Below are 25236 nucleotides of genomic sequence, written 5' to 3'. Positions count from 1 at the left end.
ATCCCGTACATTGCCCCGCCTTTTCCTGGCCGGACTGCACTTGAGGCTCACCGTTCTGCGCAAGTCATTGCTCCCGCTGCTGGCGGTCGCCCTGTGGGCGCTCGGGCCCGTTTCCGCCTCCGCCCAGGTGGACGTGGACGCGGGTACGCCCGCCGTCGTCCCCCCGTCCACTCCCGCCGCCACGCCCGTTTCGCCTCCGGATGGGGGCGCTCCCTCGGGCGCGGACGCGCCGCTGGCGTCCTCTCCGGACGACGAGGACACGAACGTCTCCTCCTCGGATCGCGTGGTGGAGATCCGCATCGAGGGCAACCGCCGCGTGGAGTCGGAGGCCGTCCGCCGCGCCATGCGCACCCGGGTCGGTGATCCGCTCACCCGCTCCGCGGAGGACCTCCGCGCCATCTGGGCCCTGGGCTACTTCACGGACGTGCAGCTGCTCGCGCAGCGCCTGGCCAACGGCATCGCGTACGTGGTGCGCGTGTCGGAGCGCCCCACCATCCGCGCCGTGGCGCTCCAGGGCAACGAGGAGCTCAACGCGGAGGACCTGAAGGAGCAGCTGGATCTCAAGATCGGCAGCATCCTCGACATCGAGGCCGTGCGCGCCACGCAGAAGAAGATCCAGGAGAAGTACGTCGAGAAGGGCTACTTCCTGGCGGAGGTGAATTACAAGCTGGAGCCGGTGGATGGCGGCGCCGCGGTCACCGTCGTCTACCTCATCAACGAGCACTCGAAGGTGATGGTGAAGCAGATCGTCCTCCAGGGCGCGGAGCAGGTGTCCCCGGAGGAGCTCAAGGCGACCATGATCACGAAGGAGGGCGGCTTCCTGTCCTTCTTCACCGGCGAGGGCACCTACCGCGAGGAGGCCTTCCAGCGCGACCTCGCCGTCATCCAGATCGCCTACTACGACCGCGGCTTCATCAACGTGCGCGTAGACAAGCCCACCGTGCAGCTGTCCGCGGACAAGCGCGACATCTACATCACCCTGCACATCACCGAGGGTGAGCCCTACGACATCGGGAAGATCGACTTCGCGGGCGACCTGGAGCGCCCGCCGGAAGAGCTGCTGAAGCTGATGAAGTCGCGCTCCAAGGAGCGCTTCAACCGCGGCCAGCTCTCCACGGACATCTCCGCCATCTCCGACGTGTACTTCGACAAGGGGTACGCGTACGCGAACATCAACCCCGTCACCTCCGTGAACGCGGAAGACCGGACGGTGGACCTCACCTTCGACATCCAGAAGGGCCCGCTCGTCAACATCGAGCGCATCGACGTCGTCGGCAATACGAAGACGCGCGACAAGGTCATCCGCCGCGAGCTGCGCGTCTACGAAGGAGAGCTCTACAACGGCACCGGCGTGAAGCGCAGCCGCGAGCGCGTCACCGCGCTGGGCTTCTTCGAGACCGTCGAAATCACCCAGCACCCGGGCAGCTCCGACAACGCCATCGTGTTGCAGGTGGAGGTGAAGGAGAAGGCCACGGGCACCTTCCAGGTGGGCCTGGGCTTCTCCAACGTGGAGAACTTCATCTTCACGGCCCAGGTGTCGCAGAACAACTTCCTCGGCTGGGGCCAGAGCGTGTCCGCGTCCGCCCAGATTTCGGGCCTGCGCTCGCTCGTCCAGCTGTCGTTCTACGACCCGTACTTCCTGGACACGAACTACCTGCTGTCCGCGGAGTTCTTCCGCGTGCAGGCGGACTACGACGGCTTCATCCGCAACTCCACGGGCGGCACCGTCTCCCTGGGCCGCCAGCTGGTGGACGACGTGCTCGCCACCGTCGGCTACTCGCGGGAGTACGTGGACGTGCAGGCGGGGCAGGGCATTGGCGCGGTGCTGCTCGCCAACCAGTTCCAGTCCGGCGTCACCAGCGCGCTGCGCCTGTCCGTGTCCTTCGACCGGCGCGACAACCGCCTCTTCCCGTCGCGCGGCTTCATCCACTACGGCTCGGTGGAGACGGCGCCCTCGTTCCTGGGCGGCACGTTCCTCTTCAATCGCTACACCGCCTACTCGCGCCTGTACTTCCCCATGCCGCTGGGCTTCGTCTTCAAGACGAACGCCACGCTGGGCTACGTGCAGCAGCTGGACTCCAGCAAGCCGCTGCCCATCAGCGAGCTCTACTACGTGGGCGGCATCAACACGATCCGCGGCTACTACCTGCGCAGCATCAGCCCCACGCTGCTCGTGCCGCGCGCGGACAACCCGGACGCCAACGTCACCGAGTTCCGGGTGGGCGGCAACAAGCAGCTCATCTTCAACTTCGAGCTGGAGTTCCCCATCTTCGAGAAGGCCGGCCTGCGCGGCGTGCTCTTCTACGACGCCGGCAATGCCTTCGGCTCCAACGAGAAGTTCTTCGAGGACCGGCAGGACAAGCTGCCGCTGGGCCTCTTCCACGCGGCGGGCTTCGGCTTCCGCTGGTTCTCGCCCATCGGACCCCTGCGCTTCGAGTGGGGAATCCCGCTGACCAAGCGGCCGTCGGACGACTCCATCCTGTTCGAGTTCACGATCGGTAACTTCTTCTGATAGGCATTGACCCCAAGGCCTTCCCGGCACGTCCTCTTTCGCCCCACCCGGGCGGAAGTGAACAGGCGGGGAGGGCGGACGTCGGAGCCTGCAGCACCCTTTCCGAGGAGCCTTGACCCATGTCGCTTCGAAGCACCCTGGCGGCCGCCGCCGCTGTCCTGTCGCTCGCCCTCCCGGTTGCCGCTTCGGCCGCCGAGCTCAAGGTGGCCTACGTCGACCTGCAGCGCGTGCTGCTGGAGGTGGATGACGGCAAGGCCGCCAAGGCCCGTCTCCAGAAGTGGCTGGAGGACCGCCAGAAGGAGATCGACAAGGAGCAGGAGGCGCTCCGCAAGGAGAAGGACACCCTGGACAAGCAGGCCAGCGCCATGAGCGAGGCCACGCGCACCCAGAAGGCCACCGAGCTCCAGAAGAAGGTGATGGAGCTGGCGCAGAAGTACGAGCGCAGCCGCGCCGAGGCCGCCAACAAGGAGCGCCAGGAGATGGAGCCCATCGTCAACCGCATCGACCAGGTCATCGCGTCCATCGCGGAGCGGGACGGCCTGGGCATGGTGCTGGACAAGCGCGACTCCGGCATCGTCTTCGCGCTGTCCCAGTACGACATCTCCAACGAGGTCGTGCGCAGCTACAACAACAGCGCCTCCAAGAAGCCTGCGCCGGCGGCCAAGGACGCCCCGGTCAAGAAGTAGGCGTTGGACACCCCCGTGCCTTCCGCACCCAACGCGCACCGGCTGGGGGACATCGCCACCCACGTCCGGGGTGAGCTCCTCGGCGACCCCGGACTGCTCGTCCATGGCCTGAACGGCCTGGAGGAGGCAGTCCCGGGGGAGGTGTCGTTCTACGGCAACCCCCGCTACCGCAAGCAGTTCGAGGCTACCCGCGCCTCGGCGGTGCTGGTGGGGACGGATGCCCCCGCTCGCGACGGCGTGGCCCTGGTGCGGGTGTCCAACCCGCACCTGGCCTACGCGCAGCTCCTCACCCTGTTCCACCCGGCCACGAGGCCCGCCGCGGGCATCCACCCGGCCGCCCACGTGCACCCGGAGGCCGCGGTGCACCCGGAGGCCACGGTGAAGGCCGGGGCGGTGGTGGAGAAGGGCGCCCACGTCGGCGCCCGCACGGTGCTGCACCCCGGGGCCTACGTGGGGGAGGACGCGCGCGTCGGCGACGACTGCGTGCTCTACCCGCACGCCACGGTGCGCGAGGGGTGCGTGGTGGGCTCGCGCGTCATCCTCCACGCCTCCTCGGTGGTGGGCGCGGACGGCTTCGGCTTCGCCTTCGACGCGGAGGGCGAGGACGGCCCCCGCCACTTCAAGATTCCCCAGGTGGGCATCGTCCGCATCGAGGACGACGTGGAAGTCGGGGCCTGCACCTGCATCGACCGCGCGACGGTGGGTGAAACGGTGGTGGGCCGCGGGACGAAGCTCGACAACCTGGTGCAGATCGCCCACAACGTGCGCGTGGGCCCGCTGTCGCTCATCTGCGCGCAGGCGGGCGTTTCGGGTTCGGCGGAGGTGGGCACCGGCGTGGTGCTCGCGGGGCAGGTGGGCGTGGTGGGCCACATCCGCGTGGGAGACCTGGCCAAGGTGGGCGCGCAGTCCGGCGTCGCCCATGACGTTCCAGACGGGCAGGTCGTCAGTGGCAGCCCCGCCATCCCCCACAAGGAATGGCTGCGCGCCAGCGCCGCGTCGGGGCAGCTGGCGGACCTGCTCAAGGAAGTGCGTGCCCTTCGCAAGAGGGTGGAGCTGTTGGAGAAGGAGAAGGGCGGATGATGGACATTGGCGAGATCCAGGCGCTGCTGCCGCACCGCTACCCGTTCCTCCTGGTGGACCGGGTGGTGGAAATCGTGCCGGGCCAGAAGCTCACGGCCTACAAGAACGTCACCATCAACGAGCCCTTCTTCAACGGCCACTTCCCGGGGCACCCGGTGATGCCGGGAGTGCTCATCCTGGAGGCGCTCGCCCAGGCGACGGCCATCCTTGCGTATAAGACGGAAGCCATGGACCCGACGCGGCTCGTCACGTACTTGATGGGCGTGGACAACGCGCGCTTCCGCAAGCCGGTGGTGCCCGGAGACCGGCTCCAGCTGGACATTGAAGTCATCCGCCACAAGGGCGCCATCTGGAAGACCAAGGGTGTGGCGTCGGTGGATGGCGCCAAGGTGGCGGAAGGGGAGTTCCTCGCCACCGTGGTGGACAAGAACAAGGCCGCCAAGGGCGACGAGAGCGCGGCGCCGTAGGGCGCGTCATTCGCGCTGCTGAGGAGAGAAGGACATGGCGCAGGTTCATCCCACCGCGGTCGTCCATCCGGGAGCCCGGCTCCACGACACCGTGGAGGTGGGGCCGTTCTCGGTCATCGGGCCCCAGGTCGTCATCGGCGCGGGCACCCGCATCGGGCCGCACGTCGTCATCGAGGGCCGCACCACCTTGGGAGAGCGCAACCACCTCTTCCAGTTCTGTTCCGTGGGCGCGGCGCCCCAGGACCTGAAGTACGCGGGCGAGGATACGGAGCTCGTCATTGGCGACGAGAATCAAATCCGCGAGTTCGTCACGGTGAACCTGGGCACGGTGGCCGGAGGTGGCGCCACGCGCCTGGGCCACCGCAACCTGCTGCTCGCCAACAGCCACATCGCGCACGACTGCGTCGTGGGCAATGAGGTCCTCCTCGCCAACGGGGCCGCGCTCGCGGGCCACGTGGTGGTGGAGGACGCGGTGAAGATTTCGGGCCTGGTCGCGGTGCACCAGTTCACCCGGCTGGGGCGCTACGCGTTCATCTCCGGCGGCTCCATGGTCACCATGGACGTGCCCCCGTACTGCACCGTGCAGGGGGACCGGGCCACGCTGGTGGGCCTCAACACCGTGGGCCTGGAGCGCGGCGGCTTCACCGAGGAGCAGATTGGCCGCGTGAAGGAGGCCTACCGCATCCTCTTCCGCTCCAAGCTGGGGCTCCAGGAGGCGCTCGCGCAGCTTCGCGGGGAGCTCTCCGGGCACCCGGAAGTGGAGCACCTGGTGCGGTTCGTGGAGACGAGCAAGCGCGGCGTCACGCGCTAGGCCCTCTCGCGAGGGCACGGAAGGGGAGTGGGTGGAGCGCATCGGGCTCATCGCCGGTAACGGCCAGCTTCCCTTCCTCTTCGCGCGGGCCGCCCGTGCGCGCGGCCTGGAGGTGGTGGTGGCCGCGCACCGGGGAGAGACGGACCCGGCGCTGGAGCAGGAGGTCGGCCACTTCGCCTGGGTGCGCGTGGGGCAGGTGGGCCGCATCCAGAAGGTCTTCCGCCAGGCGGGCGTCACCCGGGCGGCCATGGCGGGCGGCATTGGCCGCGTGCGCGCGCTCACGGAGGCCCGGCCGGACCTGGGCGCGCTGCGCATCATCTCCCGCCTGCGCAGCTTCCGGGACGACGCGCTCCTGCGCGCCGTGGCCGCGGACTTCGAAGCGCAGGGCATCACCATCATCGCGCCCACGGACTTCCTGGGCGAGGTGCTGTGCCCCGAAGGGCACCTGGCCGGCCCTACGCTCAAGCCCGCGCAGGAGAAGGACGTGGCCCTGGGCAGGGAAGTGGCGGTGCTCCTGGGGCAGGCGGACGTAGGCCAGACGGTGGTGGTGCGGGACGGCCACGTGCTCGCGCTGGAGGCCGTGGAGGGCACCGACGAGACCATCCGCCGGGGCGCGAAGCTGGGCGGCCCGGGCGCGGTGGTGGTGAAGCGCTGCAAGCCGGAGCAGGACCTGCGCTTCGACCTGCCCGCCGTGGGGCCCCGCACGCTGGAGGTCATGGAGGAGGTGGGTGCCCGGGTGCTGGCGCTGGAGGTAGGGCGCACGGTGCTGTTGGACGCACCCGCTCTCTTCGCGGGGGCCACCTCGCGAGGCATCACCCTGGTGGGCGTGCGGTAGGCTCGCCGGGAATCCGTTCCCCCGGGCTGGAGTTGCCTCCCTACCTCCCCCCGCGACGCCGAGGTTGACGCCGCATGTCCGTCCGACTCCTACCTCTCGTGGCCCTGCTGGGCCTGCCGCTCACTGCCTCCGCGGAGGCCATCCGGGTATCGCTGGAAGGCAAGGCGGCGCTGGGTGAAGGCGTGCCCGCGCTGCTCGTCCACATCGAGGAGCCCATCGACGGCTTCGAGGTGAAGCTCAAGCGCAGCGACGGCAAGACGGTGGAGCTCAAGGGGGGCGGCAAGCCGGGCATCACCCGCCGCGTCGCCCTGGAGCAGCCGGAAGGGAAGTTCCACTACGAGGGCGAGCTCACCGTGCGGTTCCCGGGCGGGGCGGAGCCGGGAAGCATGCCGCTCTCCTTCGACACGGAGCTCAACGGCCCGCTGAAGATGGAGGTGCGCCCGGAGGACGTGGACGTGCCCGGCCGCAAGCTGCGCTTCACGCTGTCCCGCCCGGCCGCCAAGACGGAAGTCACGGTGAAGATGGACACCGGCAAGACGGCCTTCGCGGGCGACGTGGACTTCAAGGGCGCGCCCGCGGGCACGCCGCTGGAGGTGAAGTGGCTGCCGGCGGAGGGCAAGGTGATGCACATCCGCCTGAGGGCCTACGACACCTCCGACTTCTACACGGGCGTGGACCTGTACCCGTGGCAGGTGGACATCCCGCATGAGGAGGTGACCTTCGCCTCCGGCCGCTCGGACATTCCCCCTGCGGAGAAGGGCAAGCTGGACGCCAGCTACAAGAGCATCGCGGAGGCGTTGAACAAGTATGGGCGGTGGGCGTCGCTGCGCCTGTACGTGCTCGGGCACACCGACACGGTGGGCAGCGCGAACGACAACCGCGAGCTTTCGCTCAAGCGGGCGAAGAGCATCGCGTCCTACTTTCGCCAGCGCGGCCTGAAGGTACCAGTGTTCTACGAGGGCTTTGGTGAGCAGTCCCCGGCGGTGCCCACGCCGGACGAGACGGCGGAGGCGGCCAACCGCCGCGCCGAATACATCATCGCGGTGGAGGACCCGTCCCTGACGAACGCGCCCTTCACCCCTCGCTGGCGCAAGCCTTGAGGTGTCACATGGTGGAACTTCCTCGCATCCGTTGGGCGCTCGCCGTGGCGGGCCTGGGCTTGCTGGGGACGGTGGGCTGCGCGCACTCGGTCCCCCTCGAGCAGCGCGTGCAGGCCGAGGACGAGAAGTGCACGCTCCTCCAGGCGCTGATGCGCCAGCCCGAGCCCGCGAAGGCCATCCAGAAGTTCGTCGCCGAGGGCAAGGAGGAGAGGGCCCCCGTGGTCGTCTACGTGCGCCACCCGGAGGAGGCCACGCTGGAGCGCTTCTTCACCGGCGACACCCAGTGCGCGAACGACTCGTTCAAGGTCGTGCAGGAGAACGTAGTGGACGCCGTGGTGGTGTACCTGCAGGAGGTCCAGGGCGGCTACGCGTACGACGCGCAGCGTTCCAGCCCGGACCGGCTCACCATGGACGGCCGTCCCCAGGGCACCGTGCGCAAGGACGGCGCCGTGTGGGTGGCGGGCGCGGACGCTATTTGAGCAGGTCCTTAGCCCCGTCCGCGATGAACTGCACCGCGATGGCGGCAAGGATGAGACCTGACACGCGCTCCAGGATGGCGACGCCGGACTGACGCAGCACCCGCTGCACCAGGCTGGACGCGTTGAGGATGAAGTAGGTCGCGGTGAAGGTCAGCACCACCGCCGCGACCACCGGCAGCGCGGACACGAAGGACGTCCCGGAGCGCGCCATCAGCACCATGGCGGTGGCAATGGCGCCCGGCCCCGCGAGCAGCGGAATGGCCAGCGGGACGATGGCCACGTCCTCCTTCACCGCGCCCTCTTCTTCTTCCGTGGGGCTGGTGCGCGTGGAGGACGGACGGGCGCGCAGCATGTCCAGCGAGGTAATCAGGAGCAGGATGCCGCCCGCCACGCGGAAGGCGCCCAGCGACACCGCGAACACCTGGAAGATGACGCGGCCGAAGAGGGCGAAGAACAGCATCATCCCGCACGCCACCAGACAGGCGCGCAGGGCGGTGCTGCGGATCTGCTCCTTGGTGTCCCCCGCCGTCATCGCCAGGAACAGCGGCACGACGCCAATCGGGTCCACCACGAAGAAGATGGCGGACAGCGACACGAGGAAGGTGGACACCATACCGGACGTCGACATGGTGCTTTAGACCGTGAAGCGCAGCTTCCAGACCATGCCCAGCGCTTCGACGAAGATCTTCTTGTTCATCTTCGAGTGCCCCACGCGCCGGTCCTCGAACACGATGGGCACCTCGCGCACGGTGAAGCCCTTGCGCAGGGTGCGGTAGGTCAACTCAATCTGGAAGGCGTAACCGGTGCTGCGCACCTCATCCAGGTTGATGCTCTCCAGCACGCGGCGGTTGAAGCACTTGAAGCCGCCGGTGAGGTCGCGCACGTCCACGCCCAGGATGCTGCGCGCGTAGAGCGAACCGCCGCGGCTGATGATCTTCCGGCCCACGCCCCAGTTCACCGTGCCGCCGCCATCCACGTAGCGCGAGCCCAGCACCAGGTCCGCGCCGCCTTCCGCAGCGTCCAGGAAGGTGGGCAGGTAGCGCGGGTCGTGGCTGAAGTCCGCGTCCATCTCCAGGATGTACGTGTAGCCCTCGGCCAGGGCCCACCGGAAGGCGGCCAGGTACGCGCGGCCCAGGCCCTCCTTCTTCTCGCGGTGGAGCACGCGCACGCGCGGGTTCTTCGCGGCCAGCTCGTCCGCCAGCTGCCCCGTCCCGTCGGGCGAGTTGTCGTCGACGACGAGGATGTCCACGCGGGGGTCCGCCGCCAGCACCGCCTGGGTGATGGGGCCGATGTTGTCCCGCTCGTTGTAGGTGGGGATGCAGACCAGCGCACGGTTCATGACCCGGCGGACATACCCCAAACCCGGCGCTGGAACAGCACTCCCGACGCCAACCCGGTCGGTTCTCCGGCTCAGGAGACAGGGCGCGGGGGCAGCAGCTCCAGCACCGTCTGGGCCGCGCGGTGGGCGGCCCCCACCTCGCCCAGGCGCCCGCGCACCTCCGCCAGCCCCTGGACCATGGCGTCGCGGGGCTCGCCGGGCAGCCACACGCGCCGCACCTCCGAGGCGATGTTCTCCGGCGTCATCTCCCCCTGGAGCAGCTCCGGCACCACGCGCCGGCCCGCCAGCAGGTTGATGAGCGACACGAAGGCCACCTTCAGCATCAGCCGGCCCACCCAGTACGTCACCAGCGACACGCGGTACACGACGACGAGCGGCCGCTCCATCAGCCCCGCCTCCAGCACCGCCGTGCCGGAGGCCACCACCGCGGCGTCGCTCGCGCCCACCACCTCCGGGGCGCGCCCGTCCACCAGCACCGGCGTCACGCCGCTGCCCTCGAAGCGGGAGAGGATCTCCTCCTTCGCGATGGTGGGCGCCACCGGCACCACCACCTGGAGCCCCGGCCGCTCGGAGACGAGCTGCTTCGCCGCCCCGACGAGGGTGGGCAGGATGCGGCGGATCTCACTCATCCGGCTGCCGGGCAGCAGCGCGAGCGTGGGAGCGTCCTCGGGCAGGCCCAGGCGCTGCCGGAACTCGCGGGCGCTGGCGGACCTGGGCATCTGCTCCAGCACGGGACTTCCCACGTAGCGTGCGGGAACCCCGGCCTCCCGGTAGAAGTCCTCCTCGAAGGGCAGGATGCAGAGCATCCGGTCCACCAGCCGCTGGATGGTGCGCACGCGGCCCCGGCGCCAGGCCCAGATCATCGGGGACACGTAGTAGGCCACCGGGATGCCCAGGGCCTTGAGCTTCTTGGCCAGGCGCAGGTTGAAGTCCGGGATGTCCACCAGGATGGCGCAGTCGGGGCGGCGCTCCTCGGCGGCCCGGGCCAGGTCCTTCATGATCCGCAGGATGCGGGGGATTCGGGGGAGCACCTCGGTGATGCCCATGACGGACACCTCCCGGGCGTCATGGATGAGCTCCACCCCCCGAGCGGCCAGCCGGGCGCCTCCCATGCCGAAGAAGGTGAGGTCGGGGCGCAGGGCCTGGAGGGCGGCGACGAGCTCCGAGGCGTGGGTGTCGCCGGAGGCCTCGCCGGCCACGACGAGGATGCGGGGGGAGGATGGCTGCGTCATGGGAGGCAAGACCCTCATCGTAGCTGATGCGCGGAGGGAGGGAGGTTGTAGACTGCGGCCCCCTTGAAGACGCTTCTGCTCGCTGAGAGCCACCCCCCGACCCTGGAGCACCTGACGGGCTTGCTCTCGCAGGCCGGGTACACCGTTCGGGCGGTGAATGACGCCGTGATGGCGTTGGAGCACTTCTCGGCGGACAACCCGGACGTGGTGGTGCTGGGCGTGGACCTGCCGCGCGTGGAGGGGCAGCACGTCGTGCACCTCATCCGAGGGCACAGCCAGGGCGGGCGCGTGCCCATCGTGGCCATCGACAAGGGACACCTGGGCCGCGCGAAGGGCGTGAGCTCGGTGCTGGACCTGAAGGTCAACGCGTACATCCCGGATCCGCTCAAGCCGGGGGAGCTGGTGCCCCGCCTGGAGGCGCTGGTGAAGGCGGCCCAGGCCATCACGCTCACGGGCCTGCCCGCCACGCTGTCGCGCCCCACGGTGGCGGCGGGGGAGCTGAAGTCCTTCCCGCTGCCGGCGCTGCTGCACTCGCTCTACCGGCTGCGCCGTGATGGCGTGCTGGTGGTGGCCCTCAAGGGCCTGTCGCGCCGGGTGTACTTCCTGCGAGGCGGGCCGGTGAACTTCGACTCCTCCGCGAAGGAGGACGCGCTGCCCCGCTTCCTGCGCGAGCGCCGGGTCCTCACGGAGGCGCAGGAGCAGCCGGTGGTGGAGTCGCTCGCCTCCGGGCTGCGCATCGGCGCGGCGCTGGCGGACGTGGGCGTGGAGGCGGTGGGCGAGGACCTGCTGGCGCTCCTGCGCGACTTCACCCGGGACCGGCTCGGACGCGTGCTGGCCATGCGCGAAGGCCGGTACGCGTTCTACGCGGGCGACGAGTTCTCCTCCGAAGTGGCCTCCGTGGATCAGCCCGCCCTCGCGCCGCTGCTGGAGGCCGCGCGCAAGCGGATGCCCCTGCGGGTGGTGGCGAACGCGCTCAAGGCGCACCTGAACGAGTACCCGGTGCGCTCGGCGGACTTCGGTCGTGACCTCCAGTCGATGGCGCTGGACACGGAGGACATCAAGCTGGCCATGCAGGTGAATGGCCGCATCGTGCTCAAGGACCTGCTGGCGCACGGGCGCGCGGAGCTGCGCGCGGCGTACACGCTGCTGTGGTTCCTGAAGCTGACGGGCGGGGTGACGTTCTCCGCGACGCCGGTGGCGACGGGGACGGATGTGCTGAGCGCGGCGGCGGTGCCGGACGTCATCGCGCCGCGCAAGCGCAAGAGCCTGCCCGCGGAGACGGCGGCGGCGCTGCGCGAGGAAGCGGTGCGCATCATCACGCGCAGCTACTTTGGCGGGCTGGGCCTGGACCTCGCGGCGGACAAGGAGGCGGTGGAGCGCGCGTACCACGAGACGGCGATGCGCTTTCACCCGGACACCTACGCGGAGTTCGACCTCTCCGACCTGCGCGACCTGTTGGAGCAGGTGCAGGAGAAGCTGTCCGCGGCGTACCGCGTGCTGAGCGTGGACGAGAAGCGCCGCGCCTATCTCCAGTACTTCTTCAGCCGGCAGGAGGTGGTGGGCCGCGCGACCGCCATCAACGTGGACGCGGAGCTCGCGCTGCGCCGGGGCGAGTCCGCGATGAAGCGGGGTGACTTCAAGGCGGCCATCCAGGGCTTCGAGGAAGCGGTGTCGCTCAACGGCAGCGAGCCCGAGTACTACTCATACCTCGCCTGGGCGAAGTACCGGGGCTCGCCCGGGCCGCTGATGCAGCGGGCGCTCGCGGCGCGCAAGGTGCTCAAGCAGGCGCTGACGTTGGACCCGTACCTGGAGCGGGCGCAGATCATCGCGGCCATCATCGAAATCGACCTGGATGACGCGCCGCTCGCGCGAAAGAAGCTGATGAAGGTGCTGGAGCTGAATCCGTATTCGGTGCTCGCGAGGGCGGCGTTGCAGAAGGTGGTGAAGTAGTCATGCATCACGCGCTCTGGCGGCTGCTCCGGTACGCGAAGCCGCACGCGGGAATCCTCGTCCTGGCCTTCGCGTGCATGGCGGTGTTGGGGCTCGCGACGGGCGCGTACGCGTACCTGCTGGGCCCGGCGCTGCGCTTCCTGCTGTCGGGAGGAGAGGAAGGCTTCGCGAGCGCGCACCGGGTGCCGTGGCTCGCGAACCTGCCGCGAGAGGCCGCGCTCTGGGGCTTCCCGGTGTTCGTGCTGGCGGTGGGCGCGGTGAAGGGCGTGGGGTACCTGGGCCAGTTCTACTTCATGGGCCTCTTCGCGCAGCGCGTGGTGAAGGACCTGCGGCGCGACCTGTTCCTGCGGCTCACGGCGCTGTCGCCGTCGCAGCTGTCGAAGGAGCGGACGGGAGATCTGCTCAGCCGCTTCTCCTCGGACGTGATGGCGGTGGAGCTGGCCGCCATGTACACGGTGGGTTCGTACCTGCGAGACACCATCCAGGTGCTGGTGCTCGCGAGCGTGGCGCTGGCGATGAGCCCGGTGCTTGGAGGGCTGATGCTGGCGGTGATTCCGCTGGCGGCGCTGCCCGCCTCGAAGCTGACGCGCAAGGTGCTGAAGGGAACGCGAGAAGGGCAGGCCCACCTGGGCCAGCTCGCGGGCCAGCTGCACGAAGGGCTCGGAGGCCTGCGCACCATCCAGGCCTTCAACGGTCAGCAGGCGGAGCTCGCGCGCTTCGAGTCCTATGCGAAGGCCCACGAGGAAGCGGTGGTGGGCGCGGCCTGGGCGCGAGGAGGAGTACCGGGGTTGATGGAGGTGCTCGCCGCGGCGGCGCTCGCGGGAGCGTTGGGGTACGCGGCGGCGACGCGGGCGATGGAGCCGGAGGCGCTCCTGTCGCTGCTCACGGCGGTCATCCTCGTGTACCAGCCGGTGAAGGACCTGGGCCGGGTGACGCAGTTCGCGGTGCAGGCGGGAGCGGCGGGAGAGCGCCTCTTGGCACTGCTCGACCTGAAGCACCCCGTGGAAGACGCCACCGGCGCGGGGCCAGCGCCAGCGCTGCGTGAGTCGCTGCGCATGGAGGACGTGCGCTTCTTCTACGGCGAGCGCCGCGCGCTGGAAGGGCTGACGCTGGACCTGAAGGTGGGGCAGGTGGCGGCGCTGGTGGGAGGCAGTGGAGGCGGCAAGAGCACGGTGACGTCGCTGCTGCTGCGCTTCGAGCGCCCCCAGCAGGGGCGCATCCTCCTGGATGGAATGGACGCGGACACGTACACGGCGGCGAGCGTCCGGAGTCAGTTCGCGCTGGTGACGCAGGAACCGCTGCTCTTCCACGGCACCGTGCTGGAGAACCTGCGGCACGCGAGGCCCGAAGCGACGAAAGAGGAAGTGGAGGCCGCGGCGAAGGTGGCGAACGCGGACGCCTTCATCCAGGCGCTGCCCCAGGGCTACGACACACGCATCGGCGAGCGAGGCGTCACCCTGAGCGGAGGCCAGCGCCAGCGCCTGTGCATCGCGAGGGCGGTCCTGTCCAAGGCCCCGGTGCTGGTGCTGGACGAAGCGACCAGCAGCCTGGATCCGGAGAACGAGCGCGAGGTGCAGGCCGCGCTGGCGAAGGTGCTCCCCGGCCGGACGGCGCTGGTCATCGCGCACCGGCTGTCCACGGTGACGAACGCGGACGTCATCCACGTGGTGGAGGCGGGCCGCATCGTGGAGAGCGGAAGCCACGCGGACCTGCTCCAGAAGGAAGGCCGCTACGCCGCCATGTGGCGCCTGCAGACGTCAGGCCCGATTGAGCGGGGAGCGGCGTGAGCAAGGCGGGCACGGCGAAGCGGCCCGTCTCCCTGGCGATCCGCGCCGTGTTCGGTGTGCTGTTCCTGCTCCTGGGAGTCGCGGGCTTCTTCGCCTTCGCGGCGGGCTTCGCGGACTACCCCGTCGTCGAGCCCGCACCGAACGCGAAGCCGTGGATCCGCGGCGCGTACCACGTGCACACCACGCGCTCGGACGGGAACGGGACGCCCGCGAAGGTCGCCCGCGCTGCGAAGGCCGCGGGCCTCGACTTCGTGGTGCTCACCGACCACAACGACTTCAAGCCGCCCGCCGCGACCTGGGTGGACGGCGTGCTGCTCATCCCCGGAGTGGAGATTTCGACCAACGCGGGCCACCTGACCGCGTTCGGCATGCAGCGGCCCATTGAAGGCGTGACGCTCTGGGGGCCACCGGAACAGGCGGTGGCCGAGGTGGAAGCAGCCGGAGGCACGGCGGTCCTCGCGCATCCGGTCCAGACGAAGAACCCCTGGAAGGACGAAGCGACGGCGCACCAAGTCCCGGGCTTCGAGCTGTACTCAGCGGACACCTTCTTCCGGCAGGCGCTGCGAAGCCCGGTGAGCCGGCTCCTGCCCGCGGTGGGGGCCTCCCTGGTGAACCCGGTGCACGGCGTGACGCTGCTCGCGGTCCCGGAGCCACGCCCGACAGAGCGCTTCCTGGAACTGGCGCGAGAGCGCAAGCGCATCGCCCTGTGTGGCCATGACGCGCATGGGGTGCCCGCGTACGAGGACATCTTCAATGCGCTCGGCATGGAGCTCCCGCCGGACGTGCTGCCAGGTCCCCTGTCCCAGAACGCGCGCGAAGCCGCGGCCCAGGTCACGCAGGCCCTGGCGAGCGGCAGGGCCCTCTGCGTCTTCCGAGCGCTCGGAGCGCCGGAGGGCTTCACCCTGGAAGGCTTCGACACGACTACGAGGGAAGCCCCCGTCGGCACGGTGCTGACGGTCCGCCTCCCGGAACACACCCCAGGCGCGCTGGAGGTCCGGGTGTGGGGAGACGGCCGCCTGCAACCCGACGGGCGGCACATCGAGCTGACCGGTCCCGGAGCCGTCCAGGTAGAGGTCTGGGCCCACGCGCCCGGACGTTTCTTCGGCCACGAGTGGCGGCCCTGGCTGGTCCCCAGCCCGGTGCGAGTGGTGCCGAGACCGCCGGGCATCTGATAGAGCGCGGGACGTCGCCCATGCGCCTGCTCTACGTCGTCGCCACCTACGTCCTCTTCGCGCTGCTGTTCCCGGTGCTCTGCGTGTACCGGAAGACGCGTCACGGGCTGAGGCAGAGGCTGGGCTTCTACGCACCGGGCGACCTGCCGAAGGGAGAAGGCCCGCTGCTGTGGTTGCACGGAGCCAGCGCGGGCGACCTGCTGGCCCTGGCGCCCATGTTCGGCCCCCTGCGCCAGCGCTTCCCCGGCTGCCGCATCGTGCTCTCGACGATGACGGACAGCGGCCACGCGATGGCAAGGGACCGCCTGGCGAAGCAGATCGACGGAGTCGTGTACGTGCCCTACGACCTCTGGGGCGCGACACGAAGGGCGGTGCGAGCCCTCAAGCCGGACCTCCTCGTCCTCGAGTACACGGAGGTCTGGCCCAACCTCATCCGCGCCGCGAAGCAATCCGGAGCGAGCGTGGTGATGACCAACGGGCGCTTCTCACCCGCGAACGTGGGGAAGTACCGGACGCTCTTCGGCCTCATCGAGAACCCGCTGAAGGACATGGACCTGCTGCTGATGCGGCAGGACGAGGAAGCCGAAAGAGCGAAGGCCCTCGGCGCGCCGGCAGAGCGGATCCTCACCACGGGAAACACCAAGTTCGACGCTCTCGCGGCGGGGCCAGCCCCCGAGGACGAGGCCTTGCGAACCGCCCTCGGCCTGACCTCAGCGGATCCGGTGTGGCTCGCGGGGAGCACGCACGAGGGCGAGGAAGAAATCCTGTTGCAGGTGTATCAGCGTCTACGGGAGCGCTGGCCCACGCTGAGCCTGGTCATCGCGCCGCGCTACCTGAACCGGGCGGAGCGGATCCAGACCCTCGCAAGGGAGCGGAACCTGACCGTGGGCCTGCGCTCGCAGGGCAACCCGGAGCGAGCGCCGGTGGTGGTGATGGACTCGATGGGCGAGCTGTCGCGAGCCTACCGCCTGGCGACGGTGGTGTTCGTGGGAGGCTCGTTCACGAAGCGGGGCGGTCAGAACATCCTGGAGCCAGCGGGGCAGGGCAGGCCGGTGCTGTTCGGTCCGCACATGGACAACTTCCGCGACAGCGTCGCGGTGCTGCAAGGCAACGGAGGCCTTCAAGTGGCGGACGGAGAAGCCCTGCACGCCGCGCTGGAGGACCTCCTCGCCCATCCCGAACGCCGGCAACAGCTGGGAGCCCAGGCCGAAGCCACGGTGCGCCGCATCTCCGGAGCCAGTGAGCGCAACGCGGAGGCCATGGCCGAGCTAAGGAGGGCTCCTCGATGACCCTCATCATCCATCCACACTTCCACAAGCGCTACACGGGAGTGACCCGGCACGTGGAGTCCGTGGTGCCAGCGCTGGCCCAGGGAGACGAGACCCGGGTCATCGGCTCCGGCCTGACGGAAGCCCTGCCGCGCATCACCTGGGGAGAGCTGATCCGCCGCTCGCACCAGGAGCCCATCGTTTGGCACGCGCACCGGAACAACGAGCTGCTGGCGGGGATGCTCCTGAAGGCGCTGGGAGGAAGGGTCCAACTCGTCTTCACGAGGCACACGTCGGTGGCCCCCACGCGCTTCACCCGCTGGCTCGCCAGGGGAGCGGATGCGCTCGTATCGCTCACGAAGCAGATCTCCGACGTCATCGCGCTCCCCTCCACGGTGATTTCACACGGCATCGACCTCCGGCGCTTCCACCCACCGGAGGACCGCGACGCGGCCTGGGCCCGGCTCCAGCAGGGAGGCCGCTACGGCATTGGCGTCATCGGACGCATCCGCAAGGAGAAGGGGCAGGGCGACTTCATCGAAGCGCTGAGGCCCCTGTTGCCGCGGCGGCCGGACTGGCAGGCGGTGCTGGTGGGGCTCGCGAAGGGGCCGGACCTGGCCTGGGTGAACGGGCTGCGCCAGGGCATCGAGGACCGCGTGCTGCTCGCGGGAGAGCAGTCCACCATCGAGCCCTGGTACCAGGGCCTGAGCATCCTGGTGCATCCCTCCTACGCGGAGGGCTACTCGCTGGTGCACGTGGAGGCGATGGCCTCCGGCTGCTGCGTGGTGGCCTCGAAGCTGCCGTACCTGGACACCCTCATCGAGCACGGCCGCACGGGCTTCTTCTTCGAACCCGGAGACGTGAAGGGCCTGCGCGACCTGTTGGACGAACTGACCCGAGAACCGGAGCGGGCCCGTCAGGTCGGCCGCAACGCGCAAGAGGAAGCGCGCAGCCGCTGCGGCGTCGAGCACGAAGCCCGGGCGCTCCGTGACCTCTACCATTCGCTGGTGAAGCGCTGATGCGCATCCTGCATCTGCTCGCGAGTCCCTTCTGGAGCGGCCCGGCGGAGAACATCGCGCTATTGGCCCAGGCGCAGCGGGCCCTGGGCCACGACGTCACGGTGGCGGTGGACCGCAAACGCAGGGACATCGCCGCCGAGGAACCCGCCGTCCCCCGCTTCCAGCAACTGGGCCTCCTGGACGACGGAGGCCTGACGTTGTCCGTGAAGTCCCCACCCTGGGAACTCTGGAGCGACCTGCGAGCCCTCCGCCGCAGGACGGTGGACGTGGTCCACGCCCACTTCACGCATGATCATCTCGTGGCGCGTTGGGGAACGCCGAAGGGCGCGGTGCGGATCCGCTCCATCCACGCGCCCCGTTCGCTGCGCTCCTCGCTGCCCGAAGCCGCCGCGTACACGGTGCCCGCGAGCCACCTGATGGAGAAGCTCGAAGGCCGGCACCGCCCCGTCCAGGTCCTGCCCGCACTGGTGGACCCGATGTTCGAGCCCGCCCACGACCGCAAGGCCCTCCGAAGGACCCTGGGCCTCGAAGACACGCATCTCGTGGGAATGATCTCCACGTTCCAGCAGAGCCGCCGTCACGCGCTGGGAGTCGAAGCCTTCGCCGCGTTCCGCCAACAACGTCCCGAATCCCGCCTCGTGCTCGTAGGCGATGGGGCGCTGCTCGAAGCGACGCGGACGCAGGTGTCGGAGCGAGGCCTCACCAAGCAGGTGACGTTCGCGGGCTACCAGCAGGGAGCGGACTTCGCGAAGTGGCTACAGGCCCTGGATGAAGTCTGGATCCTCGGCCTGGGGAACGACTGGAGCGCGAGGGCCGCGGCCCAGGCCAGGGCCTGCGGAGTCCGAGTGGTCGCGGTGAACGAGGGAGCGCTCCCGGACCTTTCGGACGCGAAGGTGGAAGCGCCCACGGTGGATGCCGTCGTCACCGCCGCGCTGTCCGGAGCAACGGCGGGGACCCGGCACCCGACGAACGAGCAGATCGCCCGGGACATCCTGGCCCTCTACCAGAAGGCAGCGGAGCCACGGCGATGACGGGCGGACCCACGGCCCTGGAGCGGATCTTCTATCCGCCGGCACCGGAGCCCTGGACCCGTCGTGCCCTCCTGTCGCCGCTCACGCTGTTGTCCTGGACCTACAGCGGAGCGGTCCGTCTCCGCGGTGCCCTCTACGACTCGGGACTGAAGCGGGCCGAACAAGTCGAGGGCCTGCGGGTCATCTCCATCGGCAACCTCAACGTGGGAGGCACGGGCAAGACGCCAGCGGTCCTCCATCTCGCGGAGTCGCTGATCCGCGAAGGGCGCAAGGTCGGAATCCTGACCCGAGGCTACGGACGCGAGTCCCAGGAGCCACTCACCTTCACGGGAGCGGAGCCCTTGCCCGAGGTGACGGAAGCAGGAGATGAACCCCTGCTGCTAGCACGCCGATGTCCGAAGGCCCGTCTCTTCGTGGGAGCGGACCGCGTCGCGGCTGCATTCCGGGCCAGGGACGACTTCGGCCTGGATACGGTTCTCCTGGACGACGGCTTTCAGCACCGCCGCCTGCACCGTGACGAAGACCTGGTCGTCGTGGACGAAGCCGTGGGGCTGGGCAACGGCCAACTGCTCCCAAGAGGACCGCTGCGAGAGCCCCCGTCAGCAGCCCTGCGCCGCGCCACGCTCCTCTGGCTGAGAGCCGCCTCGGGAGACGCCGCCCCCAACCCATGGCTCGAAGCCGTGACCGCCCCCAGGGTCCGGACGCGCTATGGACCCACGGGATGGTGGGACCCTTCAGGCACCGAGCACGCGACGAAAGCGCTCGAAGGAAAGCCGGTCCTCGCCCTGGCGGGGCTGGCCCGGCCCGGAGGCTTCCTGAAGACCGTCACCACACTCGGAGCAGAGGTCCGGGACGCGGCCCTCTTCCCGGATCACCATCGCTTCACGGCGGACGAGCTACGCCAGGTCGAAGCCCGGGCCCGCCAGCACGGAGCGCTCGTGGTGACGACGGAGAAGGACGCGGTGCGCCTGCCCGCCGGCTTCGAGGCCTGGGTGGTGCGCCTGGGAGTGGAGGTCCTGGAGGGCGAAGCGCATCTGAAGCGGGCGCTCGGGCTGTAGGGAGAGACGCGCGACTTGTGAGGGCTGGACCGCTGTGGGACAACGCGCGCCCATGCCAGCGGCCCCGTCTTCACGTCCGGCAGCTTCGTCCTCGCGTTTGCCTCTCGCCTTCGCGCGCCGTCGGGTGTTGCTGGTGGGAGACCTGGTCGCCGACCACTACCTCTACGGACAGACGGACCGGGTGAGCCGCGAGGCCCCGGTGCTCATCGTCCGGTACGAGTCCTCGGAGGTGAAGCTCGGAGGCGGAGCCAACGTGGCGGCCAACATCCGCGCGCTGTCGGGGCAGGTGACGGCGGTGGGCGCCCTGGGCGTGGACTCGATGGGCAGCGACCTGCGCAAGCTCTTCGAAGCCGCGGACATCCGGCTGAACGCGGTCAGCAGCCGGAGCATCCAGACGGAGACGAAGACGCGCATCCTCGCGGGAGGCATCAGCACCACGAGGCAGCAGATGCTCCGGGTCGACCGGGGCCAGCGAGGCCCCCTCCCGCCCCGGATGCGCAAGGCCATCGCCAGGCAGGTGGAGACCGCGGCGAAGGACGCCGACGCAGTGGTGGTCTCGGACTACGGCGCGGGCGTCGTCAGCGACGAGGTCCGGGCCGTATTGCGAAACCTCGCCGCGGACGGCCTCCCGGTCTGCGTGGACAGCCGCTACGCGCTCGCGGCCTTCGCGGGCCTCACGGTGTGCAAGCCCAACGAGCCGGAGCTGGAAGCGCTCACGGGCCGTCCGGTGCGCACGAAGGAAGACCTCCTGGAGGCCGGTCACGAAGCGGTCCGCAAGCTGGGCTGTCAGGCCCTGCTGGTGACGCGAGGCCGGCATGGCATGGCCGTCTTCGACGCGAAGGGCGGCGTGGACCTCATCCCCGTGCACGGAGCGAAGTCGGCGGTGGACGTGACGGGAGCGGGCGACACGGTCATCGCGAGCTTCGCGTTGTCGCTCGCGGCCGGGGCCTCCTTCGGTGAAGCCGCGAGGCTCGCGAACGTCGCGGGCTCGCTGGTGGTGCAGAAGCCCGGCACGGCGACGGTCTCCCGCGAAGAACTCCTCGAAGCGCTGCGGAGCCCACGATGAACACCCTGGACAAGCTTCGTCCCCTCGCCGCCATCGCGGAGGAGCGGGAACGCTGGCGCGAGCAGGGTCGCACGGTGGCCCTGGCCAACGGCGTCTTCGACCTGCTGCACGTCGGCCATGTCCGCTACCTGGAAGGGGCGAAGGCCCTGGCGGACGTGCTGGTGGTGGCGGTGAACTCGGACGCCTCCACCCGGGCCTACAAGGGGCCGGGCCGTCCGCACATCCCGGAAGCGGAGCGAGCGGAGCTGGTCGCGGCGCTGGCCTGCACGGACCGCGTCGTCGTCTTCGATGAACCGAACGTGCGTACCCTCATCCGCGCCCTCAAGCCCGACGTGCACGTGAAGGGGACGGACTACACGCCGGACTCCATTCCGGAAGGTGACGAGGTCCGGGCCTACGGAGGCAGGACGGCGGTGGCGGGAGACCCGAAGGACCACAGCACCACGGAGCTGGCCCGCAGGCTCGGCCGCGAAGGCGCGAAGTAGCCCATGGACCTGGACCCGGCGCTGCGGTCCATCCTGGGGTGTCCCCACTGCAAGGGCCCTCTCGAAGCGCACCAGGGCCCCCCGTCCGAAGTCCGCTGCGGCAACTGCCTGCGAGCCTGGCCCGTGGAGGAAGGCGTCCCCCAGATGGTGCCCGAGCGGGAGCGACCGCTCACCCCGTGAGCGCGGTCCGCTCCGCGACGAACGACCGGACCTCCGCGGCCACGCGCTGCTCCAACCCCACGCCGGAAGCTCCATCCACGATGGGCGTCAGGTCCACCATCCGGTGGGGCGCCACCGCATGGCCCCAGCGCTCCATGTCGATGCGCAGGAAGAACGCGAGCGTGGGCGCGCCCACCGCGACCGACAGGTGCATGGGCCCGGTGTTGTTGCAGATGGTGAGGCCCGAGGTCCGCATGAGCGCACCCAGCTCATCGATGCTCGTCGCCGGAGCCAGCTCCGCCCCCGGAGCGCCGGAGATCACGGTCCGAGCCAGCGCCTCCTCTCCAGGTCCCCACGTCACGACAGGCGAATAGCCGAGCGAAATCAGCTTCCGGGCCGCCGCCGCGAACGCCTCGGCCGGGATGCGGCGCTCACCCAACCGGCCCCCGGGGTTGATGACGGCGCGCCGCGAACCCGTCCCGGAGAAAGTCGCCAGATAGCCGCGGAACGTCTCTCCCAGCACTGGCTCCCGGAACGAAAGCCCCTCGGCGACAGCGCCCTTCGTCAGGGGCGTCAGCAGGTGGGTGCGCTGAATGGCCTCGTGCCGTGTATCGGACCGGGCAGGCACGGACACCGACTGCAGCAGGGACACCGGCCAGATGCCGGGTCCAATGACGACCGCCTTGGGCCCCACCATCCGAGCAACGAGTGCGCTCGTCACGGAAGGAGCACTCCAGTTGGCACAGTCCACCACGGTGTCATAGCCCGCGCGGCGAAGTGCGCGGATGCCAGGCGCCAGCGGCCCCAGCCAGAGCAGGCGCCGGTCGAACGCCAGGACCGCGTCCGCGTCAGGGTGTCCCTGGAGGACGCGAGCCACCTTGGCGTGCACCAGCACGTGCACTTCCGGAGGCGGGTGGAGATGCGCCTTGAGGGTCCGCATCAAGGGAGTGGTGAGCAGGGCCTCGCCCACGCGGTTGTCGGGCCGGACGAGCAGGACCTTACGAGGGTGGGGGAGGGGCGTCCCGGGAGAACGGCGACGTCCGGGGCGCCAGAACAGGAGGGAAGCCAGGAGCGTCAGTGCCAGCTTCGCCCACGTTTCAAGCCGCTTGTGCCACGCCATCGGCGGCGGACCCTACCAGAATTGGAACGGACACAAGACGCTGGCTTGACCTTGGGACCGAAAGCCCCTAGCACCCGGCCCGATGCTCAAGAGCATGACCGGATTTGGTTCGGGCCGCGCCCGCGTGGGGGACGAAGAGGTCTCCGTGGAAGCACGCTCGCTCAACCACAAGTTCTGTGAAGTGAAGGTCCGGCTGCCGCGTGAGCTGTCCGCGCTCGAGCCTGCCCTCGTGAAGCAGGTGAAGGACCGCCTCGCGCGAGGCTCGGTGGAAATCCTGGTGCGCCGGCAGGCCGCCACCGTCTCGGGCAACGTCCCCACGGTGGATGTCGCCCTGGCCCGCGAATACGCGCGCGCCTTCCGCGAGGTCGCCGAGGCCATGGGCCAGTCGGTGGAGATCGCCTGGTCGCAGGTGGCCAACCAGCCGGGCGTCATCCGCCTGGAGGAGAAGGGCGTGGACGTGGAGTCCGCCACCCAGGCCACGCAGACCGCGCTCCAGCAGGCGCTCGCGGCCCTGGAGACGATGCGGAACACCGAAGGCGAGTCCATCCACACGGACCTGGACGCCCGGATGAAGCTCATCGAGGGCTGGAGCCAGGAAGTCGCCGGGCTCGCGCCTCGCGCGGTCAGTGACTACCAGCAGCGGCTCACCGAGCGTGTCGCGGAGCTCGCGCGCGGCGTCGCGGTGGATCCGCAGCGCCTGGCGCAGGAAGTGGCCCTGTTCGCCGAGCGCACGGACATCGCGGAAGAGGTGACCCGGCTCGCGACCCACCTCGAGCAGTTCCGGCTCCTGATGGCGAGCCCCGAGCCGGTGGGCCGGCGCATGGACTTCCTCGTGCAGGAGATGCACCGCGAGGTGAACACGACAGGCTCCAAGAGCCAGCACGCGGAGATCTCCGCGCGCGTGGTCTCGATGAAGGCCGAGGTCGAGCGCATCCGCGAACAGGTGCAGAACGTCGAATGAACGAACCCACTGGACTCCAGCCTGGCCTGCTCCTCGTCCTCTCCGCGCCGTCCGGAGCTGGAAAGACCACCCTCGCGCACCGGCTGCTGAAGGAGATGCCTGACGGCATCTTCTCAACCAGCGTCACCACCCGGCGCCCCCGGGGCAAGGAGCAGGAGGGCGTGGACTACCACTTCGTGGGAGTCGCCGCCTTCCAGGAGAAGATCGAGAAGGGCGAGTTCGTGGAGTGGGCCGAGGTGCACGGCCACTTCTATGGCAGCCCCCAGTCCGTGGTGGACGAAGCCCGCACCCGCCGTGGCACCGCCATCTTCGACATCGACGTCCAGGGCGGGCAGGCCATCAAGCGCAAGCACCCTGACGCGGTCCTCATCTTCGTGCTGCCCCCCTCCATGGAGGAGCTGGAGCGGCGGCTTCGGGATCGTCAGACGGACTCGGACGAAACCATCCGTCGCCGGATGCTGGCCGCCCGCTCGGAGATCGAGCGGGGAATCGCGTCCTACGACTACATCGTGGTGAACGACGACATCGAGCGCGCCTATCAGGAGCTCCGCTCGGTGGTGGTCGCGGAGAAGTGCCGGCGGGGGAGGGTGGACCTCTCCAAGCTCAAGTTCGGGAGCTGAAATCCGCCGGAGGAATGGATGGGATCGCCCCACGGGTTCCCCCTCCACCACGTCGCACCGCGCTGGCAGCCTGCATCAAATATCTTGCGCTGCCCGATCGCCTGATGGATAAGCCGCCCACCTCGCGGCGACACGCAGGCGTCACTCCGGTGGCACCTGCAAGACGCAAAGACGAGGAGAGGAGCAGTCGGCCTCATCGGTGACGGGAAGTTGACATTCTCCGAACCGATTCTTAGATGGTGCCGCAGCAGGGCAGTCGATCGGCGGGCGTTGAAGGTGTCGGAGCGGGTTGCCGCCTCACGGGAGGCGGAGCAGATCGAGAAGTAGAAGCAGCAGTCGAGCGGTTGACACAAAACGCGGCGGTGGTACAAGCCGCGCCCCTCGCTTCGAAGCCCGCGCACTGGCGCGGAAGGCACTTCGGGGAGAGAGCAGCACCGACAAGGAAATAGGGCAGTCAACGAGCGAGTTGACAGCGAACGCGGCGAAGAGATAGAAGCCGCGCCCCACCGAAGAAGCAGCAGTCCGGAAGGCAACACGACGGACGCAAAGCGGTGAGGAAAGCTGACAGCAAGCGGTTGACAGGGAACGCGGCGCTGAAGTAGAAGCCGCTCCCCTTCGAAAAGAAGCGGCGGAAGTCACTGGACGGCGCCGACGAAATTCGAAGCAGCCCGCAGGACGCAAAAGCGAAGTTGACGCTGACTGCGAACTGAAATAGAAGCTGCAACCCCGCCGGTTGAAACGAAACCGGCAACGAAGTAGACGGTAGCAAAGGTCGCGAAGCAAAACAAGCGGCTCGGTCTTTGAAAACCAAATAGCAAGCCCAAGTAGTAATGGATTGCGGAAACCCGCAGTCAATTTTTTGAGGGCGCTTCACCTCAAGAGCAGCGCTGAAAAGCGCAGCGAGAGGGAAGTGCCGACGAATCAGCGAGCCGAGACTCCTTAGCCGGGTCTCGGGGAACGTCGGTTCAAGCAAACCAAGAATACAATTGGAGAGTTTGA

The 25236-nt window shown here is 69.3% G+C and carries 25 protein-coding genes; 20 read left to right on the top strand and 5 right to left on the bottom strand.

Annotated features, from left to right (window positions below):
- Positions 1 to 40 precede the first annotated feature (40 nt).
- The 8 genes from bamA to D7W82_RS16180 all read left to right on the top strand — a co-directional run bounded on the left by bamA (position 41) and on the right by D7W82_RS16180 (position 7970).
- On the top strand, positions 41 to 2512 hold the full coding sequence (gene bamA / locus D7W82_RS16215; RefSeq protein WP_233587642.1) for an outer membrane protein assembly factor BamA: 2472 nt from the start codon (positions 41 to 43) through the stop codon (positions 2510 to 2512).
- A 119-nt stretch (positions 2513 to 2631) separates the two neighbouring features.
- A complete protein-coding gene (locus tag D7W82_RS16210) occupies positions 2632 to 3198 on the top strand; it encodes an OmpH family outer membrane protein (RefSeq protein WP_120619223.1) in 567 nt (188 codons plus the stop codon).
- Positions 3199 to 3213: 15 nt separating this feature from the next.
- Positions 3214 to 4278, top strand: a complete 1065-nt coding sequence (lpxD, locus tag D7W82_RS16205; protein WP_120619232.1) for a UDP-3-O-(3-hydroxymyristoyl)glucosamine N-acyltransferase — start codon at positions 3214 to 3216, stop codon at positions 4276 to 4278.
- Complete coding sequence (gene fabZ, locus D7W82_RS16200) at positions 4275 to 4745, top strand: 3-hydroxyacyl-ACP dehydratase FabZ (RefSeq protein ID WP_014395495.1); 471 nt, start codon at positions 4275 to 4277, stop codon at positions 4743 to 4745. The genes lpxD and fabZ overlap by 4 nt, the downstream gene beginning before the upstream one ends.
- 34 nt (positions 4746 to 4779) lie before the next feature.
- Positions 4780 to 5556 (top strand): acyl-ACP--UDP-N-acetylglucosamine O-acyltransferase, encoded by a 777-nt coding sequence (lpxA, locus tag D7W82_RS16195; protein WP_120619222.1) that lies wholly within the window; start codon positions 4780 to 4782, stop codon positions 5554 to 5556.
- Between the two features lie 31 nt (positions 5557 to 5587).
- Positions 5588 to 6391 (top strand): LpxI family protein, encoded by an 804-nt coding sequence (locus D7W82_RS16190; protein WP_120619221.1) that lies wholly within the window; start codon positions 5588 to 5590, stop codon positions 6389 to 6391.
- Between the two features lie 74 nt (positions 6392 to 6465).
- Positions 6466 to 7491 (top strand): OmpA family protein, encoded by a 1026-nt coding sequence (locus D7W82_RS16185; RefSeq protein WP_120619220.1) that lies wholly within the window; start codon positions 6466 to 6468, stop codon positions 7489 to 7491.
- An 8-nt stretch (positions 7492 to 7499) separates the two neighbouring features.
- Positions 7500 to 7970, top strand: coding sequence for a hypothetical protein (locus D7W82_RS16180; RefSeq protein ID WP_120619219.1), 471 nt, complete (start codon positions 7500 to 7502; stop codon positions 7968 to 7970).
- Here the strand turns inward: D7W82_RS16180 and D7W82_RS16175 are convergent.
- From D7W82_RS16175 to lpxB, 3 genes are all read right to left on the bottom strand, one after another.
- The gene (locus tag D7W82_RS16175) at positions 7963 to 8598 is read right to left on the bottom strand and encodes a MarC family protein (RefSeq protein ID WP_120619218.1); all 636 of its coding nucleotides are present in this window, start codon (positions 8596 to 8598) and stop codon (positions 7963 to 7965) included. The two genes, D7W82_RS16180 and D7W82_RS16175, sit on opposite strands and share 8 nt — an antisense overlap.
- A 6-nt stretch (positions 8599 to 8604) precedes the next feature.
- Positions 8605 to 9309 (bottom strand): polyprenol monophosphomannose synthase, encoded by a 705-nt coding sequence (locus D7W82_RS16170; RefSeq protein WP_120567690.1) that lies wholly within the window; start codon positions 9307 to 9309, stop codon positions 8605 to 8607.
- Positions 9310 to 9380: 71 nt separating this feature from the next.
- Positions 9381 to 10541: a lipid-A-disaccharide synthase gene (lpxB, locus tag D7W82_RS16165; protein WP_120619217.1), complete on the bottom strand. Its 1161-nt coding sequence runs from the start codon at positions 10539 to 10541 to the stop codon at positions 9381 to 9383.
- Between the two features lie 63 nt (positions 10542 to 10604).
- On the opposite strand from lpxB, the gene D7W82_RS16160 reads away from it, so the two are divergent.
- The 10 genes from D7W82_RS16160 to D7W82_RS42545 are packed head-to-tail and all read left to right on the top strand — an operon-like array spanning position 10605 to position 21557.
- Complete coding sequence (locus D7W82_RS16160; RefSeq protein ID WP_120619216.1) at positions 10605 to 12491, top strand: DUF4388 domain-containing protein; 1887 nt, start codon at positions 10605 to 10607, stop codon at positions 12489 to 12491.
- A 2-nt stretch (positions 12492 to 12493) separates the two neighbouring features.
- Positions 12494 to 14278, top strand: coding sequence for an ABC transporter ATP-binding protein (locus tag D7W82_RS16155; RefSeq protein ID WP_120619215.1), 1785 nt, complete (start codon positions 12494 to 12496; stop codon positions 14276 to 14278).
- On the top strand, positions 14275 to 15450 hold the full coding sequence (locus D7W82_RS16150) for a PHP domain-containing protein (protein WP_120619214.1): 1176 nt from the start codon (positions 14275 to 14277) through the stop codon (positions 15448 to 15450). Before D7W82_RS16155 ends, D7W82_RS16150 begins: the two co-directional genes overlap by 4 nt.
- A gap of 20 nt (positions 15451 to 15470) precedes the next feature.
- Positions 15471 to 16739: a 3-deoxy-D-manno-octulosonic acid transferase gene (locus D7W82_RS16145; protein ID WP_120619213.1), complete on the top strand. Its 1269-nt coding sequence runs from the start codon at positions 15471 to 15473 to the stop codon at positions 16737 to 16739.
- Positions 16736 to 17737, top strand: a complete 1002-nt coding sequence (locus tag D7W82_RS16140) for a glycosyltransferase family 4 protein (RefSeq protein ID WP_120619212.1) — start codon at positions 16736 to 16738, stop codon at positions 17735 to 17737. The genes D7W82_RS16145 and D7W82_RS16140 overlap by 4 nt, the downstream gene beginning before the upstream one ends.
- Positions 17737 to 18768 (top strand): glycosyltransferase, encoded by a 1032-nt coding sequence (locus D7W82_RS16135; protein ID WP_120619211.1) that lies wholly within the window; start codon positions 17737 to 17739, stop codon positions 18766 to 18768. The genes D7W82_RS16140 and D7W82_RS16135 overlap by 1 nt, the downstream gene beginning before the upstream one ends.
- Entirely contained in the window at positions 18765 to 19826 is a 1062-nt protein-coding gene (gene lpxK, locus D7W82_RS16130) for a tetraacyldisaccharide 4'-kinase (RefSeq protein ID WP_120619210.1), read from the top strand. Before D7W82_RS16135 ends, lpxK begins: the two co-directional genes overlap by 4 nt.
- Positions 19827 to 19878: 52 nt before the next feature.
- Positions 19879 to 20892, top strand: coding sequence for a bifunctional heptose 7-phosphate kinase/heptose 1-phosphate adenyltransferase (locus D7W82_RS16125; protein ID WP_120619209.1), 1014 nt, complete (start codon positions 19879 to 19881; stop codon positions 20890 to 20892).
- On the top strand, positions 20889 to 21377 hold the full coding sequence (locus D7W82_RS16120) for an adenylyltransferase/cytidyltransferase family protein (protein WP_120567680.1): 489 nt from the start codon (positions 20889 to 20891) through the stop codon (positions 21375 to 21377). The genes D7W82_RS16125 and D7W82_RS16120 overlap by 4 nt, the downstream gene beginning before the upstream one ends.
- Before the next feature lie 3 nt (positions 21378 to 21380).
- Complete coding sequence (locus tag D7W82_RS42545) at positions 21381 to 21557, top strand: Trm112 family protein (protein ID WP_370451006.1); 177 nt, start codon at positions 21381 to 21383, stop codon at positions 21555 to 21557.
- Here the strand turns inward: D7W82_RS42545 and D7W82_RS16115 are convergent.
- Positions 21547 to 22656, bottom strand: a complete 1110-nt coding sequence (locus D7W82_RS16115; protein ID WP_120619208.1) for a glycosyltransferase family 9 protein — start codon at positions 22654 to 22656, stop codon at positions 21547 to 21549. The genes D7W82_RS42545 and D7W82_RS16115 overlap by 11 nt on opposite strands.
- An 82-nt stretch (positions 22657 to 22738) precedes the next feature.
- Here D7W82_RS16115 and D7W82_RS16110 point away from each other — a divergent pair, with 82 nt between their 5' ends.
- Together D7W82_RS16110 and gmk are read left to right on the top strand one after the other, a co-directional pair.
- Complete coding sequence (locus tag D7W82_RS16110) at positions 22739 to 23617, top strand: YicC/YloC family endoribonuclease (RefSeq protein WP_120619207.1); 879 nt, start codon at positions 22739 to 22741, stop codon at positions 23615 to 23617.
- On the top strand, positions 23614 to 24237 hold the full coding sequence (gene gmk, locus D7W82_RS16105) for a guanylate kinase (protein WP_120619206.1): 624 nt from the start codon (positions 23614 to 23616) through the stop codon (positions 24235 to 24237). Before D7W82_RS16110 ends, gmk begins: the two co-directional genes overlap by 4 nt.
- Before the next feature lie 454 nt (positions 24238 to 24691).
- Here gmk and D7W82_RS41550 read toward each other — a convergent pair.
- A partial coding sequence (locus tag D7W82_RS41550) for a hypothetical protein (protein WP_233587640.1) occupies positions 24692 to 25236 on the bottom strand: 545 nt, incomplete at its 5' end.

The sequence above is a fragment of the Corallococcus sp. CA049B genome (genome assembly GCF_003611685.1).
Lineage (GTDB): Bacteria > Myxococcota > Myxococcia > Myxococcales > Myxococcaceae > Corallococcus > Corallococcus coralloides.
The sequence above is the reverse complement of the archived record's forward strand: the minus strand, read 5'-3'. Positions and strand labels throughout refer to the sequence as shown.

Bases quoted from the DNA above. Each gene is read 5' to 3' on its own strand.
- D7W82_RS16155 (WP_120619215.1), top strand. From the start codon at position 12,494: ATGCATCACGCGCTCTGGCGGCTGCTCCGGTACGCGAAGCCGCACGCG.
- lpxK (WP_120619210.1), top strand. From the start codon at position 18,765: ATGACGGGCGGACCCACGGCCCTGGAGCGGATCTTCTATCCGCCGGCA.
- fabZ (WP_014395495.1), top strand. From the start codon at position 4,275: ATGATGGACATTGGCGAGATCCAGGCGCTGCTGCCGCACCGCTACCCG.
- gmk (WP_120619206.1), top strand. From the start codon at position 23,614: ATGAACGAACCCACTGGACTCCAGCCTGGCCTGCTCCTCGTCCTCTCC.
- D7W82_RS16170 (WP_120567690.1), bottom strand. From the start codon at position 9,309: ATGAACCGTGCGCTGGTCTGCATCCCCACCTACAACGAGCGGGACAAC.
- D7W82_RS16115 (WP_120619208.1), bottom strand. From the start codon at position 22,656: ATGGCGTGGCACAAGCGGCTTGAAACGTGGGCGAAGCTGGCACTGACG.
- D7W82_RS16120 (WP_120567680.1), top strand. From the start codon at position 20,889: ATGAACACCCTGGACAAGCTTCGTCCCCTCGCCGCCATCGCGGAGGAG.
- D7W82_RS42545 (WP_370451006.1), top strand. From the start codon at position 21,381: ATGGACCTGGACCCGGCGCTGCGGTCCATCCTGGGGTGTCCCCACTGC.
- D7W82_RS16210 (WP_120619223.1), top strand. From the start codon at position 2,632: ATGTCGCTTCGAAGCACCCTGGCGGCCGCCGCCGCTGTCCTGTCGCTC.
- D7W82_RS16145 (WP_120619213.1), top strand. From the start codon at position 15,471: ATGCGCCTGCTCTACGTCGTCGCCACCTACGTCCTCTTCGCGCTGCTG.
- D7W82_RS16180 (WP_120619219.1), top strand. From the start codon at position 7,500: ATGGTGGAACTTCCTCGCATCCGTTGGGCGCTCGCCGTGGCGGGCCTG.
- D7W82_RS16125 (WP_120619209.1), top strand. From the start codon at position 19,879: ATGCCAGCGGCCCCGTCTTCACGTCCGGCAGCTTCGTCCTCGCGTTTG.
- lpxB (WP_120619217.1), bottom strand. From the start codon at position 10,541: ATGACGCAGCCATCCTCCCCCCGCATCCTCGTCGTGGCCGGCGAGGCC.
- D7W82_RS16185 (WP_120619220.1), top strand. From the start codon at position 6,466: ATGTCCGTCCGACTCCTACCTCTCGTGGCCCTGCTGGGCCTGCCGCTC.
- D7W82_RS16110 (WP_120619207.1), top strand. From the start codon at position 22,739: ATGCTCAAGAGCATGACCGGATTTGGTTCGGGCCGCGCCCGCGTGGGG.
- D7W82_RS16135 (WP_120619211.1), top strand. From the start codon at position 17,737: ATGCGCATCCTGCATCTGCTCGCGAGTCCCTTCTGGAGCGGCCCGGCG.
- D7W82_RS16140 (WP_120619212.1), top strand. From the start codon at position 16,736: ATGACCCTCATCATCCATCCACACTTCCACAAGCGCTACACGGGAGTG.
- lpxA (WP_120619222.1), top strand. From the start codon at position 4,780: ATGGCGCAGGTTCATCCCACCGCGGTCGTCCATCCGGGAGCCCGGCTC.
- D7W82_RS16175 (WP_120619218.1), bottom strand. From the start codon at position 8,598: ATGTCGACGTCCGGTATGGTGTCCACCTTCCTCGTGTCGCTGTCCGCC.